Annotated in this window: 14 protein-coding genes; 9 read left to right on the top strand and 5 right to left on the bottom strand. The window is 56.6% G+C overall.

All coding sequences use genetic code 11. From position 1 onward, the window contains the following. Window positions 1-319, top strand: a 319-nt coding sequence (locus VK574_RS10310) for a GNAT family N-acetyltransferase (protein ID WP_472799758.1), incomplete at its 5' end; no start/stop codon positions are given. Between the two features lie 20 nt (window positions 320-339). Here VK574_RS10310 and VK574_RS10305 read toward each other — a convergent pair. Then, the gene (locus tag VK574_RS10305; RefSeq protein ID WP_472799757.1) at window positions 340-1,224 is read right to left on the bottom strand and encodes a menaquinone biosynthetic enzyme MqnA/MqnD family protein; all 885 of its coding nucleotides are present in this window, start codon (window positions 1,222-1,224) and stop codon (window positions 340-342) included. Between the two features lie 189 nt (window positions 1,225-1,413). On the opposite strand from VK574_RS10305, the gene dprA reads away from it, so the two are divergent. The 6 genes from dprA to VK574_RS10275 all read left to right on the top strand — a co-directional run bounded on the left by dprA (window position 1,414) and on the right by VK574_RS10275 (window position 8,127). Next, on the top strand, window positions 1,414-2,595 hold the full coding sequence (gene dprA, locus VK574_RS10300; protein ID WP_472799756.1) for a DNA-processing protein DprA: 1,182 nt from the start codon (window positions 1,414-1,416) through the stop codon (window positions 2,593-2,595). Window positions 2,596-2,903: 308 nt separating this feature from the next. Next, entirely contained in the window at window positions 2,904-5,780 is a 2,877-nt protein-coding gene (gene topA / locus VK574_RS10295; RefSeq protein WP_472799755.1) for a type I DNA topoisomerase, read from the top strand. A 132-nt stretch (window positions 5,781-5,912) separates the two neighbouring features. Next, window positions 5,913-6,374, top strand: coding sequence for a DUF4760 domain-containing protein (locus VK574_RS10290; protein ID WP_472799754.1), 462 nt, complete (start codon window positions 5,913-5,915; stop codon window positions 6,372-6,374). Between the two features lie 100 nt (window positions 6,375-6,474). Further along, window positions 6,475-6,798, top strand: coding sequence for a hypothetical protein (locus VK574_RS10285; protein WP_472799753.1), 324 nt, complete (start codon window positions 6,475-6,477; stop codon window positions 6,796-6,798). 554 nt (window positions 6,799-7,352) lie between these two features. Then, on the top strand, window positions 7,353-7,637 hold the full coding sequence (locus VK574_RS10280; protein ID WP_472799752.1) for a DUF427 domain-containing protein: 285 nt from the start codon (window positions 7,353-7,355) through the stop codon (window positions 7,635-7,637). A 28-nt stretch (window positions 7,638-7,665) separates the two neighbouring features. Further along, window positions 7,666-8,127, top strand: coding sequence for a DUF3574 domain-containing protein (locus tag VK574_RS10275; protein ID WP_472799751.1), 462 nt, complete (start codon window positions 7,666-7,668; stop codon window positions 8,125-8,127). A gap of 155 nt (window positions 8,128-8,282) precedes the next feature. On the opposite strand, the gene VK574_RS10270 is transcribed toward VK574_RS10275, so the two are convergent. The 4 genes from VK574_RS10270 to VK574_RS10255 all read right to left on the bottom strand — a co-directional run bounded on the left by VK574_RS10270 (window position 8,283) and on the right by VK574_RS10255 (window position 11,155). Continuing rightward, entirely contained in the window at window positions 8,283-8,735 is a 453-nt protein-coding gene (locus VK574_RS10270) for a nuclear transport factor 2 family protein (RefSeq protein ID WP_472799750.1), read from the bottom strand. Window positions 8,736-8,945: 210 nt separating this feature from the next. After that, the gene (locus tag VK574_RS10265; protein WP_472799749.1) at window positions 8,946-9,371 is read right to left on the bottom strand and encodes a hypothetical protein; all 426 of its coding nucleotides are present in this window, start codon (window positions 9,369-9,371) and stop codon (window positions 8,946-8,948) included. 354 nt (window positions 9,372-9,725) lie between these two features. Continuing rightward, a complete protein-coding gene (locus tag VK574_RS10260; RefSeq protein ID WP_472799748.1) occupies window positions 9,726-10,556 on the bottom strand; it encodes an Ig-like domain-containing protein in 831 nt (276 codons plus the stop codon). Then, window positions 10,553-11,155: a hypothetical protein gene (locus tag VK574_RS10255; RefSeq protein WP_472799747.1), complete on the bottom strand. Its 603-nt coding sequence runs from the start codon at window positions 11,153-11,155 to the stop codon at window positions 10,553-10,555. Before VK574_RS10255 ends, VK574_RS10260 begins: the two co-directional genes overlap by 4 nt. Before the next feature lie 374 nt (window positions 11,156-11,529). Between VK574_RS10255 and VK574_RS10250 the strand changes: the two genes are divergently transcribed. Then, window positions 11,530-12,432: a TIM barrel protein gene (locus tag VK574_RS10250; RefSeq protein ID WP_472799746.1), complete on the top strand. Its 903-nt coding sequence runs from the start codon at window positions 11,530-11,532 to the stop codon at window positions 12,430-12,432. A gap of 113 nt (window positions 12,433-12,545) precedes the next feature. Further along, window positions 12,546-13,115: a dihydrofolate reductase family protein gene (locus VK574_RS10245; RefSeq protein WP_472799745.1), complete on the top strand. Its 570-nt coding sequence runs from the start codon at window positions 12,546-12,548 to the stop codon at window positions 13,113-13,115. Window positions 13,116-13,411 lie beyond the last annotated feature (296 nt).

Here is a 13,411-nt window from a genome sequence, read left to right as displayed (position 1 = left end):
GGCGGCACGCCAGTGCGACACGGGCTACTGGGTTCGCAAGAACGCACACGGCCGCGGCCTGGCAACCGAAGCCACGAATGCGCTGCTACGGTACGCGTTCGAAGTGCTGGGGATGCGCCGCGTGGGACTGACCCACGCCAGTGGCAATGAAGCCAGCCGCCGCATTGCACTCAATCTTGGTTTTATTCAAGAGGGCGTGCAGCGGTCAGCGAGCCTGCTTCCCGGAGGGCGATTCGCGGATAAGCTTCTCTACGCGCGGCTCGACGCAGTGGGCTTGCCTCAGTTGGAGGTCTCCTGGGGCGCGGAGCAGACGTATTGAAGGCACTGGATAGCCGCGTTTCAGTCCCCGGTGGCGGGCGCGATGAGTTCGAGCTTCGATGGCAGGTTATATTCGGGCAACACGCCGGTTTCAGCGGCCATCCGGAAAAAACCACGCATGCCTTCAATGCATTCCTCATCAAGAACGTAGTGGATATTGGTCGTGAGGTAGGAGCGGATTGTGCCTTCGGACAGCGGCATTTGGCGCGACCATTGAGCGACCAGCGCGTCGATGTTTTCGAGGCCGTGATCACGGGAGCGAATGAAATCCCGGCCAACGCGCTCGTCCAAAGGGCTGCCCGGCGCAGCCGCCCAGACTGCGGAGACAAAGGGAAGGCTGGTGAGCGTTCGCCATTCTTCGGCCAAATCGTGATAGACAAGCTCTTCCGCGGTGCGCTCGAAACGATTGGCGCGCTCTTCGAGTGCCATGAGAGCCGGATCGCCGATGAGAATTGCGGCATCGGCACGGTCGAGCATGGCATCAAGATCCGCCGTCATCGGAACATAGGGCACGGCTGCATTACCCCATTTGTGAAACATGATGCGCGTGTACGCAAGTGTCGCGCGGCTTGCCAGATCGGCGGCGATGCTGCGCAGATTTGCGAGCGGCTGATTTGCGCGCCGCACGAGCAGCAGGGAGCGGACACGCTGTTTGGAGGCTATGGTGCATCCGGGCAAAATGCGCAGTCCCGGCGTCGTCGCCAAAGATGCGATGGGAACGAGGCCGATATCCGCAGCGCCGCCAGCCAACCGATCCGCGCACTCCGAGGGAAGCATCCACTGGACGTCATAGCGCTCGGCGAATTCGGCGTTCAGGGGCGGATGTTCGAAGTCCCACATCAGCGGTGCGGGATTTAGAAAACGAATGGCGGCGACACGAATTCGAGGTTGCGAAGTTGAATTCACTCTGCTCTTTAGACTATCAACCCGGGCTTTGAGACTCTGCAGATGCGTGTCCGCGGTCACACCCTTCACCTTGACTTCCAAGTCGCGTCAGCTTAATGTGAGCCTCAAATACTAAAGAGATCTCTTTAGGCTAACTTGAAGGAAAGCACGCGTGTGCCTGCGCATGAAGCGCGTATGTAGATGTCAATATTGAACGAAGCAACTAGAAACACATCAACCCTTTCCGGTACGAAGATCGAGGAAAGCCAATTAGCCATGCTGGCCCTGGCGCTGACCCCGAACCTTGGACCGAAGCGCATTGTCGATGCGATCGCCCAACTGCATACGCCGGACCAGATCTTTGCCCTGACACTGACCGAGCTTGAGGGCCTTCGCCTTCCAGCGGATGCGGCGCAGTTCATATTTGACGGCAAGGCCCGACGCGCAGCGGACGAGGAGTGGGGCAAGATTGTGCAGCATGGCGGTTCGATCGTGACGCTGGCGTGCGCGGAGTATCCCGAGAGGCTGAAGGAAATCTACGATCCGCCTCCGGTGTTGTGGGTTCGCGGAGCGGTGCAACTGCTGACACGTCCATCGATCGCGGTGGTGGGAACGCGTCATCCTTCGCCCTATGGAACGGGCGTGGCCGAGATGTTGTCGCGCGATCTGGCAGCGCGGCGCCTGGTTATTGTGAGTGGCATGGCACGCGGAATCGACACTTGTGCGCACAAGGGCGCGCTCGCTGCGCGCACGCCGACCATTGCTGTATGGGGAACGGGCATCGACGTGGTCTATCCCAAGGAAAACAAGAGGCTAGCGGACGAGATCATTGCGACGGGAGGGACGATTGTGAGCGAAATGCCAATCGGCACCTTTCCCGCGCCGCAGAACTTCCCGCGCCGCAACCGGATCATCAGCGGACTCAGCATCGGCGTGCTTGTGGTGGAAGCCAGCGAGAACTCTGGCACACGCGTGACGGCGCGCTGCGCAGCAGAGCAGGATCGGGACCTTTATGCCGTGCCGGGCAACGTTACTGCGAAAAACTCGTGGACGCCTAACACGCTGATAAAACAGGGTGCCAAGCTTGTCGCAAGTTGGGAAGACGTGTGGGAGGATCTGCCTTCGCAGGTGCGGCTGCAACTGGAGCGCGAGGCTGGTGCTGAATCCAAACCTGAGGTTATGGCATCTCTTCTGCCGGACCCGGTGCTGCGGCCGGAAGAGGGTATTGTGCTGCATGCATTGCGCGCCGACGAGTCGCTGCAAATCGATGAGATTCTTGAAAAACTCGAGACACAATTGACGTCGTCCGAGGTGTTTACGGCGTTGTTTGAACTTGAAATGAGCGGCCGCGTACGCTGCTTGCCGGGAAAGAACTATGTTCGCACGCTGTAGTTGACGACGGACATCGCGCAATATTTTCGATGGTGCGCGAGAGGCGATGAGCCACACATTTCAGAAACTTTGCACGGTACCATGCAAACGATTTTGCGGCGAGAAATATCGATTTGGAGTGGAAACGAAGATGCCTTCCATGTTAGCTTGCAAATCTTGCGACCCATTTTAGGTGGGGAAGGCCAAGCGAGGCAGTCAGCCTCTCTACACCTGTGAAGACTTTCTTACAAACGCAAAAGAAACGGAAAGACCTTTATCCGAGTCCAACAGGCCGGATGGAGTAGAGTAGTACGGAATCAAGGATGGCAATGACCAAATCACTCGTGATCGTCGAATCTCCCGCGAAGGCGAAGACGATCGAAAAGTATTTAGGCAAGGGCTACGAAGTGCTGGCGTCAATCGGGCACATCATGGACCTGCCGAAGAACGACATCGGGGTGGAGCTGCAAAACCGCACCTTCGTACCGACTCTGATCGTGTCTCCAGGCAAGGAAAAGGTTGTAGCGCAGCTGAAGAGAGCCGCTGCCGGCGCGGACGAGATCTACCTGGCGCCTGACCCTGATCGCGAGGGCGAGGCTATTGCCTATCACCTTGCGATCCAGTTGGGAACGAACGCGAAGGAACGTAAAAAGATTCGCCGCGTGACCTTCAACGAAATCACCAAGAAGGCGGTTCAGGAAGCTTTCAATCACGCTCGCGACGTTGATCAGAATCTTGTGGATGCCCAGCAGACGCGACGTGTGCTCGATCGACTTGTTGGTTATCAGATATCTCCTTTGTTGTGGGACAAGGTCCGTCGGGGACTTTCGGCGGGCCGAGTCCAGACCGTGGCCGTGCGTCTGATCGTGGAGCGCGAGGCCGAAATCAATGCATTCCAGCCCGTGGAGTATTGGACGCTTGACGCGTTGCTGCACCCCGAGCGTCAGGCCGACAAGAGCTTCAAAGCGCGATTTGTCGGTATCGATGGCGAACCGGTGCGCGTCGCGAACGGCAAGGACAAGGATGGGAAAGACCAGTTCCTTGCTAATGCTTTGCCTGATCAGAAGTCGATGCAGGAAGTTCTTTCCGCTCTTGAGAAGGCAACGTGGTCACTGGCATCGGTACAGAGCCGAGAGCAACAGAGAAGGCCGCTGGCTCCATTTATCACCAGCCAGTTGCAGAGGGACGCAGCAAGCAAGCTCGGATTCAATGTCAGACGCACGATGGGAGTCGCGCAGCGGCTTTATGAAGGCATCGAGATCGGCGCCGATGGAACCACGGGCCTGATCACATATATGCGTACCGATTCGCCGCGCGTTTCGCCGGAAGCAGTTGAAGGCGCGCGCGAGTGGATCAAGAAGTCGCTGGGCGCGCAATATTTGCCTGCATCCGCTAATGAATACAAAGGCAAGAAGGATGCGCAGGATGCGCACGAAGCGATTCGTCCGACCGATGCATCGCGTACGCCGGAATCCATTGCACGCTATCTGAGCGACGAGCAGTTGAAACTTTACACGCTGATCTGGAGACGGTTCATCGCATCGCAGATGGTGCCTGCCATTTTCGACGTCACGACAGCGAAGATTGCGGCGGTATCTGAGAAGAACGGCAAAACCTATGACTTCAGGCTCAGCGGGTCCGTCGTTCGATTTGATGGCTTCCTCAAGGTCTACGAGGTTTCAGAGGACAAGAAGGACGACGATGATGAGTCGGCCAACAAGCTTCCGAACCTGGACAACGTGAAGACCCTCGAGTTGGAAAAGCTTGAGAATGAGCAGCACTTCACGTCGCCGCCTCCGCGCTATAACGAAGCGTCTCTCGTGAAGGTCCTGGAAGAAAAGGGTATCGGTCGCCCGTCGACTTATGCTTCGATCATCAACACCATCCAGGATCGCGAGTATGTGAAGAAGGTTCAGGCGAAGTTCGTGCCGACAGAGATTGGCACGGTTGTGACTAAGCTGCTGGTGGACAACTTTCCGTACATCTTCGACATGCAATACACGGCGAAGTTGGAAAGCGAACTGGACGCGGTCGAGGACGGCGAGGAGCGCTGGACTGACCTGTTGAATGGTTTCTATGACCATTTCGAAGAGGAGCTTGCCGTTGCAGGCAAGCACATGGAAGACATCAAGCGTATGGAAGAACCGACGAACGAGTTCTGCGACAAGTGCGGAAGTCCGCTGGTTCTGAAGTGGGGCAAATTCGGCAGCTTCTACTCCTGTTCGAACTTCAGCAAGAAAAAGCCAGTTACGGTTGCGATGGGCCCATGGAAGAAGGATGCGAAGGCGGTCACGAAGAAGATCACGACCGCGCTTCATTTTCCGATGACGGTTCGCGCCACCGTGGAGGACACGAACGTGTTCTCAAAAGAAGTGGCGGACACGAAGGCGTTGGTTGCCGCGATCGGCGAGGCGGCAGATGAACTGGCGACGAAGGGCAAGAAGATTTTTGTCGAGCAAGTGAGTTGCGACTTCACGAAGGAGAATTTCGCTGCCAAGCCGGATCTGAGCGCGCCCGGTGCAGACGACGTTCCTGAAAAAGAGTTTTGCGACAACTGCGGCAAGGAGATGGTGCTGAAGAACGGCCAGTGGGGGCCGTTCATGAGTTGCCCGGATTACTCAGCCGATCCGCCATGCAAGACGATTCGCAAACTTAGTCAGAAGCAGCAGCAGAAACAGAACACTGCCCAGCCGACCGGCGAAGCGTGCCCGGTTTGCGGCAAGCCGCTGGTGCTGCGACAGGGGGCGTACGGAGAGTTTGTATCGTGCTCGGGATATCCGAAGTGCAAGTACGTGAAGCAGAACCTGATCGAAGGGATGAAATGCCCCAAGTGCGGTGTGGGCGATATTGCCGAGCGCAAGGCGCGCCGCGGAAATGTCTTCTGGGGCTGTACCAATTATCCGAAATGCGACTTCACGTCGAACTACAAGCCGGTTGCGCAAAAGTGTCCGGAGTGCGGCAATCCCTATCTGATCGAGAAGACGCTCAAGAGCGGTATTTTCCTCGAGTGCCCCAACAAGAAGAGGGGCGCCGAAGAAGAGGTCAAGCCGAAGAAGGGCAAGAAGACGGCCGAGCCCGAACCGGGAGCTGCGGTGGTTTGCCACTACTCGAAGCGGATCGGGGATGCGCCTCCGCCGCCTACGGCCGAGACGCATGGTCCGGTGATTGAGAATCCGGACGCAAAGAAGGAATTGCAGCCGGCCTGATTGTAGGCGGGTTTTGGCTCAATCCAAGCATGGCGCGATCTTTCCGATCGCGCCACATCTTCATTCTCCGGCGCAATCAGGCACCACCCTTCGATGCGATCCGGTAACATTGGCAGCGGAGACCTATCACGAATGGAACGGATGCTCGCTACTCCCGCTGATGCTGAAATTATTCTCAAGCTATATCAATTGCGCACGGAACCGCTGATGCGCGAGGCGCGCGCCTTTATGACGGGAGAATTCTGGCCTAATACGCCGGAGGAGTTCTTTGCAGTGGCGCAGAATCCGGCCGATCCGCACAACGCTTTTTTCCGGCAGGTGGTGACGTACTGGGAGATGGCTGCTGCGATGGTGCTGCATGGTGCTGTGTCGGCCGAGTTGTTTGTCGACTGCAATGCCGAAGGTTTTTTCCTTCTTGCCAAGTTCTCACCTATTCTTGAACCGATCCGCGAGAAGATGCCGACTTTCCTCAACAAGACTTCGGAGTTGGTGAACCGGTTCACGGCGGCTTCAGCGCGGTACGAGGGGGTTCTCAAGAATGTCGAAGCGCGCCGTCAGAGATTGCAGCCGGGTCAAGAATGGCAGGTCAGGTAGTTCATCGGACGGAATCGTTTTTGCGGCGGCCTTGTGCAACGCGCGTCCGGTAGCGCATGATCAGGGTCGGCAAGATTAGATATCCCCATGGAGGTCACAAGTGAAACGTATCATCGCAATGCTGGTAGTTGCTCTCGCGTTTGCCGCCGTCGCGGCCAATGCTGCTGACTCGAAGACCATCAACGGTTGGATTTCCGACTCGATGTGCGGCGCCAAGCACGCGGGGTCGGGAGCAGCGTGCGTGAAAAAATGCATCGATGGCGGTATGACACCGGTGTTTGTGGATGAAGGCCAGAAGCAGGTCTGGACCATCGACAATCCCGATGCCGTGAAGAAGTACTATGGCGATCACGTCACCGTCAAAGCAACCGCCGACAGCGACAAGAAGTCAGTACACATCGACTCGATCGAAGCGGCCAAGTAGCCAGCCAGCCGGTCAATTCGGGTTTGCGTTATCCCCAGATGGCTAAGACGACATCTGGGGCACCTGAATGTAGTGTTGCGAGATATCCTACCCCCTATGACCCGGTCTCCTAGAGCGAGTGTTCTATTTTCCGAGGTTTACGGAGGGGGGCTGTCGCTAAGTGCTTCTACGGATTTAGCTTAGCCGTAGAGGTTTCTTGCCAAAGGACTTGCTGGGACGCATTCGCCTGATCAGGGAGACCTTGCCTGCTGCGTTGCCCGAATTCAGAATATCTGCGGCAGAAGAAGGTCTTTCCGATTGCTGACTTCATTCTGCTCCGAATCGGGAAATAACCTGCAAAACGGGCACAGGAATCTTTCATTTGGAATCAGGAACTTAGGGCATGGTTCAAAGGAAGGGGACTTGACATTGCCCTTTTGGTTAGACAGTTTGAGATTTGACTGTCTGGCGGAATCCAGCGCACTCGCCACAGAATCTAATCTCTGTTACTGTTCTAACGGTTAGCGTTCGCCCAGGCAGTAAAGCTATGAGGCGAATGCCGGTGTGGAAAGATCATGGCAAAAGCAGTTTGGAACGGCAAAGTGATTGCCGAGAGCGAAACTACAGAGATCGTCGAGGGAAATGTCTACTTCCCGGAAAACAGCCTGAAGCGGGAATACTTCCGACCCAGCAGCACCACCTCTACCTGTCCCTGGAAGGGGCAGGCGCGGTATTTGAGCCTGTATATCGATGGACAGGACAATCCGGACGCGGCCTGGTACTATCCTGACCCGAAACCTGCAGCCCGCAAGATCAAAGGATTTGTAGCTTTCTGGCGTGGAGTTGAAGTAGAAAAGTAGATTTCGCCTGTCGGGCCCGGGGGCCTCCATGCACGTCCGTCGCGTATTTCTCGCGCCACTTCTGGCGCTTGCGCTGGCAGCTTGTGCGCACAGACCGATCGCGCCTTCAGCAGTGACCGCGCCCACCTTACAAGGAGACGCGGCGCACCCCGGCCAGACGAGGGGCTGGGTGGATACGAAGCTGTACTTTGGACTGGGGCCGGTTGAGCATCCAGAACAGGGCGTGAGCGAAGCGAGCTGGCGGGGATTCCTCGACCGGGAGGTGACGCCGCGGTTCCCGGGCGGATTGAGCGTGGTGGATGTCTATGGACAGTGGCAGGGGAAGAGCCAGACTACGCCGGAGCGGCTGCGGTCGAAGATGTTGATTATCGACTACCCGGACACGGCGGAGAACCGCGCGAAGATTGAAGCGATCCGGTCGGCGTGGAAGTGGAAGACCGGCGACCAGTCGGTGATGCGGGTGACGGAACCGGCGGATGTGTCGTTCTGAGCATGGCGGACAACCGGGAAATACTGATCCTGGTTTTCCTGCAGTGGTTCTTAAAACTTGTGTGATGGCATCAACCACACCGGTCTGTACCGAAATTGGGTTATTACTGGGTAGGCGGTTACTCGACCGCAACTTCCGAAAATACCCCTGGAGTCTCAGTGGCCTTTGTCGAATGCTTGAAATGCCTCTCGCACCGCAACTGAAGCTTTCTCCTGACGAGACGAATGGCGTTCGGCTACCAGCCACTTTTCATTTCGAAAGACCCAAATATCTGTAATCAGAAAGTTGCCACTGATGTCGCGACCATTCAGGGGCTCTGCAGCTTGGGTGATGGCGAGCGTCACGACCGCCAGGTCGTTCCAGATAGACACATGCATATCCGTAATTTCGTAGTCATGGATTACATAACGGGGTAGGGCGGAGAGCCATAGCTCCTTCGGTATCACCTGTAGAGATTGACCCTCGACCCCAATGACTAATTTGAATTCTGACGCTTGAAAACTTGCAGCAGAGTCAACATCCCTTCTCAGAATGGCATCATTCCACAACCGCTCCACGTTTTCGATATCCACGACCATTGCATCCCTTGACTGCGCAATATCTGCCATGGTGACAGCCTCTGATTCTGAGAGGGAGGCCGAAAGTCATCCCTACAACGAGTGCTTGGATTCTCAGCTGCTTTTCGGGAGCCTAACCCGGATCATACGGTCGATCCGGAAATACCCCCCCCGTCTTTCCGTTTTCTGCGTTACTTTCCGCATAGGGGTCACGGACCCGAAATCGCAGTATCAGTGCCTTGGAACCAACGGAGAAAGCCATCATCGCAGAAGTTCATCAAGTGGGGGCGCATAACCTCCCAAATTGCCATTTTCCAGGGAATAGGGGCCGCGTACATCGTGGCCATCGACGTAGAGAATGGAATATCCAGAAATCTTTCCAAAGGGTTCACCAATTGGCTGTATGGCGACTGGTATTACTCGCTTCCCCGCAGCCTTCAGCGCATCGCAGAGCCCAGGTTGGGCCTCAATGTTCACAATATTGGGATACCGGGCAAAGTGCAGCGTCACGGGCTTGGCCTCAGGGTTGTTCCTGACAAAGTCGCTGACGTCGAAGTGTTCAGGTAGACCACACTCCCAGAGCATAGAGACAGTAATCGTTTTGTCTCGCAGACGTAGCCAGCTTACCCATACGGTCAGGAAAAGCGCCACTGCGGTGACTGGCCAAAACACTGGCTTCAGCTTCATACATGCGTTTCCCTTCCGATTGAACGATAAGACCCCGACGGAGGCTGATCCAGTTTATCTTTAGCTCGCGTGAACCCACGTGTGATCGGTGTGCGCTGATTTGTTGAAAAGACCGTAGATGCCTCTGGGGAGGATCGCGGACAACCCTGAACTAACCCGTTTTGGCGTTTCGAGGTTACGTCAGGATGGGCGGTCCTTGGGAAATTCTCGCGATCTAAGGAGAGTTGTTCCCACAATCAACGGTGGGTCAAGACGCTGGACTGGCGGGCGCAAGGTACGAAATCCTGGTGCCCGTGTTTGGCGGACCGAAGGGAATCAATCGGCCCGTCCGCTCAACGGGATTGGGGGCAACAGTTACTTCACTGTTATGTCTCGGGTTGCGGTCACCTTCAGACCAGCCGAATTACGTGCGGCGAAGGTCAGGTGGTATGTTCCGGAAGCCAGCGCGAGCTGCTGATTCATAGTTCCGCTGAAGGGCACGGATATCAGCTTCGTACTGCCCGACCACAATTCAAACCGGTATACTCCGCCATCCATGTTTGCCGCTGCATTGATCTGCACCGGCGAAGACACAGCGGAGTTTTCTGTCGGTGAACAAATGTTGATGGCATTCAAAGTGGTCTCGCCGCAGGAGGCCGCGGTGGAGCTCACCACGACCAGATTCACAGGGCTCGGGATCGAAATGACCGCTGACCGCACCATGATCTGCGAGTTCACCGTGAAGACAAAAAGCTTGTTCTCGCTTGTTGACGTGGCGTAAAGATGCCCGCTGGTGTCCCATGCCAGCTGGTCGATCGGATCCGTAACAGTATTCCAGGAAAGGGTTAGTGGAGAGGCTCCATTGAACTTGTAGATCTGGAGCCCGCTGCCCGGGTTCCCCCCGTAGTCACCCGCGATGGCGAAGAAAACTCCGTCTGGGGAGAAAGCGGACTCGGTCACCTGCAGATTCGTCTGCGGCATGTTGGCGGAAGTATTCGTGCTGGTGAGCGCCCCGTTCGGGCCTACGCTGAAGCTGCCAAGCTGGGGAAAACCGCTGTCGTTCAGATATTCCTGCAGAACGACGAAGTTTTCGGTGGGAGAGGCGTCTGGCCGATACGCCGTATAGCTCTTGCTGCCGCTGAACGTTGGATTCAGAGAACCGGAGTATTGGAGTGTCCCCGTGCTTTGCCGCTGAAATCCGATCACCTGATTGTTGAAGCTGAAGAAGTTGTCAGCGTATGCGAACGTCTCGTTCCCCAGAATGGAAGGAAGGGTCGTATAGCCCCCGACTGCACGCTCACCTGCGAGTCTCCATTGAAGGTGAAGCTGCCGTCGCTGTTCACGTTGTAGGTCTGGTAGGTGGTGCACAGCTGATCGCCTCCGCCCTGCAAAAGCACATAGGCGGTCTTTCCAGTGTGATCGAGCGCGGCCTGGGCGCCGACCGCGTTGGTGCTGCTGCCGCACGATCCGCCGGCGTAGTTGAAGAAACCGACCTGCGATAACTGGGAACCGAGCGCTCCGTTCGAGCCCACTGCATAGCTGTGCAGAAGGGACTTGCCGATGGTGAAGAATTTCGAACCTGTTCCGCCGACAATTTTGGTTCCCGGCTTGAAGGGCGAGCCGGAGATTGCAGTAAATTGGCCGTTGGACAATGCGGTGTATCCATAGACCGGCCCAGCGTTTCCCGCGGACTGCACGTAGATGTGCGCCAACGCTGACTGGGCTGAAATGGGCGGAACTGCCGCAAGGCTGGAAACGAACGCGAGGCCACCGGCAAGGCCGGAAACCCTGAAGGCTAACAACATGATTGTCCTCCAAAATCAGCTGTGCTGACCCGCTCTTCAATTTTCTGGGGGAAGTGAGAAAGCCAACCGTGGGCTACCGGGCTAGCCAGCGTGCATCCGGAGTAGCACGATCTGCTTAGAACCAGGATTGCAAAACCTTGGTTGCTTCCGGTCGGAAACGCTGACGAGAACGGATAGTGCCTCTTTCCTATGCCTGATCTTGACCCGGAAAAGAAGGAGGCAGGTTGAGGTTCGAGTAGGGATGGATTCGGCAGTCATAATCACCGCAGCGAGTAGCGGCTGGGTTATTGTCTGCTTCAGCGCGCGGGAGCATACTCTGCCCGCGTTCTTCTGCACTTTTGCTTGCCTCATAGCATCAGTTATTATCCGGACGCATGATCAATCGACGCAGATTTCTTGCTGGTTCTGCAGGAGTGGCCGCGATGGCTGCCGTTCCGGGTTCGGCTCTTCCAGTGGGCGACACCATTTCTCGCCAGGCCGGCGTGAAGCTCAAGCTCGGTCTCAATGCCTTCTCGTTCAACGGGCCGCTTCTTGCGGGGACGATGACGCTGGCGGATGCCGTGGATTTCTGCGCAATGAATGGTGTGGACGCGCTGGATGCAACCGGCTACTACTTTCCCGGTTATCCCAACGTCCCCACGGATGAGCACATCTACGCGCTGAAGCGGAAGGCCTTTGTGAACGGAGTCGCCATCAGCGGCACCGGAGTACGAAACAATTTTGCGGTGGCAGACGAGGCCGCGCGGAAGCGCGATGTAGAGATGGTGAAGGACTGGATTGTTGTGGCCAGCAAGTTGGGTGCACCCGTGATTCGCGTATTTGCCGGACCGGAGCGGCCCGCCGGGTACACGTTCGACCAGGCGCAGGAGTGGATTGTTTCCGATTTCAAGCAGTGTGCGGCGTTTGGCAAGGAACACGGCGTTGTCGTGGGCCTGCAGCAGCACAACGACTTCCTTAAGACTGCGGCGGAGACTATCCGCGTGATTGAGGCGGTGGATTCGGAGTGGTTCGCCTCAATTCTCGACATTGGCAGTCTTCGCTCCGGTGATCCCTACGCCGAGATTGAGAAGCTGGTCCCGTACGCCGTTTCCTGGCAGATCAAGGAGGAGGTGGGTCGCAACGGCAAGCCGGAGCCTACCGACCTCGCGAGGATCAAGGCCATCATCGACTCGCACGGCTACCGCGGATACGTGCCCTTCGAAGCGCTCGGTTCGGGAGACGCGCGCCAGAGGATTGTCAATTTCCTTGCAAAGATTCGCGCAGCATTTGGTTTGTAGAAATCGCACCTAAGTGGATTGGGCTAGCTGGATCCGGCGACTGAGCGCTCAAGGCGAGCAGTTTGGTCGGATTGTGGGGCCAACCGGACGTTGAGCCAAGGGCGGGAGGAACTATGCCGGGCGAGGGAAATGCAACGGGATCACGAGTCACATTGCATGTGGTTTCAAGCCTTGATGGGTTCATCGCGAGGAAGGACAACAATGTCTCCTGGCTCGATGTGCATGGGAGCGTCTACGAATCCGGGGTTTCCATTTCGGAGGAGGAAGCTGCGAGTTTCGTCAAAGGCATCGACTGCTATGTACTCGGTTCGCGAACGTATGAACACGCGCTTGAACTGGGCTGGCCCTATGGCGATACTCCGACAGTGGCGGTAACCGGCAGAACATGGCCGTCGACGAGGGAGAGCGTCGAATTCTATTCGGGCGATCTTGAAACGCTCGTTCGTGCGAAACTTGCGCCGCGATATCGAAACATCTGGCTGGTTGGCGGGGCGATGCTGTGCCAGGGTTTTCTCTCGCTCGGACTGGTGGATGAAATCCGGTTGACCATTGCGCCTGTTCTGCTGGGTGACGGGCTTCGGCTCTTTGGCGGTCTCCTGACAGAGTCAAATTGGGATTTGAGGAATGTTGTCGCTTACAAGAACGGCTTTGTTGATTTGACATATGCTGCATCGTCGGTGTGAGAGCGTGCCCAATGCATCCCGAATCTGAAAAGGAAACCCTTCAGGGGCTAAAGCCGATTGATTTTTCCTGCGCGTTTGCCGCAACCCAGAGGGTACTCCGAGTCGTACCCCGACACACGAGTCCGGAGGTGTTCCCGTTGCAGTGAAAAGGCAACTGCAGGTTCCTCGGCTCCCGGTGGTCGCTCGGAATGACAGTGCTGACCTGGGATGACAGATGCACGCTCTCTCCAGGCCAGAGGGCAAATCGCAGGATGACAGATCAATTGTGATGCGAATTTTAGAGGCCGGACACCAGG

The sequence above is a fragment of the Occallatibacter sp. genome (genome assembly GCF_035317045.1).
GTDB lineage: Bacteria > Acidobacteriota > Terriglobia > Terriglobales > Acidobacteriaceae > Telmatobacter.
This window is presented reverse-complemented; position numbering and strand designations above follow the sequence as displayed.